Annotated in this window: 1 protein-coding gene; it reads right to left on the bottom strand. The window is 62.9% G+C overall.

The annotated features are described in order from the left end of the window. A partial coding sequence (gene rtxA / locus AAC083_RS19710) for an MARTX multifunctional-autoprocessing repeats-in-toxin holotoxin RtxA (RefSeq protein ID WP_108535523.1) occupies positions 1-1,604 on the bottom strand: 1,604 nt, incomplete at both ends.

Below are 1,604 nucleotides of genomic sequence, written 5' to 3'. Positions count from 1 at the left end.
GGGTATCACCCCGGCCAATCTGGGTCAGCACATTCACGCCGCCCCCCAGAATGGCCTGCACCTTGCCGTTGCCCTGCTTGGTGAGCACGTTGGCGCCCCCCAGCAACACGGCGCGGGTATCGGCTGCCTCGTCCCCCTGGCTGATGTGGGTCAGCACATTGGCGCCCCCCAACAGTCCGGCGGTCAGCTGGCCAGCACCCAGCTTGGTCAGCACGTTGGCGCCGCCGACCAGCATGGCATCAAGCTGCCCCTCACCGACCTGGGTCAGCACGTTTGCCCCACCGCCGGCCAGCCAGAGACCATTGCCATCGCCGATCTGGGTGTGGGTGTTGTAGCCGCCCAGCATCACGACCTGGCTGTCGCCACGTCCCTGCTGCACCGAGATGTTGCCATAGGCCAGCAGGCGGGCCAGGTACTCCCCGTCCCCGCTGCGTACCAGCACGTTGGCCGCACCGGCGGCATAGACATCCATCTTCCCCTGCGCACCCTGATGCACCAGTACGTTGGCAAGGCCGGCACCACGGAACACCAGATCGCCACGCTGACCGCGTTTGATCAGCACGTTGGCCGCCCCGGCGCCATTGAAGTGGATGTTGCCCTCGGTCACGTCGGACTCGATGACGTTGCCGGCACCGGCACCGTCGAAGAAGATGTCCCCCTTACTGTTGCCGCCGTCTTGCTGACGGGGCAGCAACAGCTGGCTGGAGAACTCCCGGGTGGCAGGCAGACGATCCGATACCGCAGTCACAGTATCGAGTTGATAGTGCACCTCGCTCAGGGAGTAGCCCCCCTTGCCCATGGAGGTAAAGCCGGTACGCTCAGAGATGACCTGATTGGCCAACCCTGCCAGATGGTTTCCCTCCTTGTACCAGGCCTTGGACAGATACTTGAGCGCCCCTGTCTCCTGGTCATTGGCAAGCTCCACCACCACTATCTTGGTGTAGGGGCCAAGCTGCTTGGCAAACACATAGGTGTTGGCCTGCACCCGGGATGTGATCGCGCTCACATCGACCTTTGTGCCATCTTCAAAAATGGCGTAGCCACTCATCTTGGCGCTGGAGAGCGTCACGTCGGCGGCCGCCACGTTCACGCCACCGCCGTAGTTGATCCAGCTGTTTTCGGTCAGATCCGCTTCCACCGCATCCAGCTTGATGCGCTGGCGCCGCTCAAACACCAGATCGCTCAGCCGGTAGGCGCCATCGGTTTGGGTCGAGATGAAGCCGTGGTGATCGTCAATCTGCTGGCTGGCAAGCCCTTCGAGCTGGTTACCCTCCTTGTACCAGGAGGTGGAGAGATAGCGCAGGGCACCGTGCTCGCCCTCATTGGAGAGCGTGATCCGGTTGACCTTGGTATACATGCCGTCGAAGAAGGCAAACAGGTAGGTATTGGCTTGCAGGCTGGACTTGATGGCCGTGACGGCGTGGGACTGGTTGATCCAGCTGCCGCCCATGGTGGCCGTGGTCAGCACAATCTCGTCAGCGCGGGCGCCGGCAAAAGGAGAGCTGTCGCTGCCCGCCCCCTGGCGGGAGAGGTGGTTGTATCCCCCGGCCCCCTTGAAGTGAATGTTACCCTCGGCGACATCGGACAGCAGCCGGTTGTAACCC

It is taken from the genome of Aeromonas sp. HMWF014 (assembly GCF_963878295.1).
Taxonomy (GTDB): Bacteria; Pseudomonadota; Gammaproteobacteria; order Enterobacterales; family Aeromonadaceae; genus Aeromonas; species Aeromonas popoffii.
The sequence above is the reverse complement of the archived record's forward strand: the minus strand, read 5'-3'. Positions and strand labels throughout refer to the sequence as shown.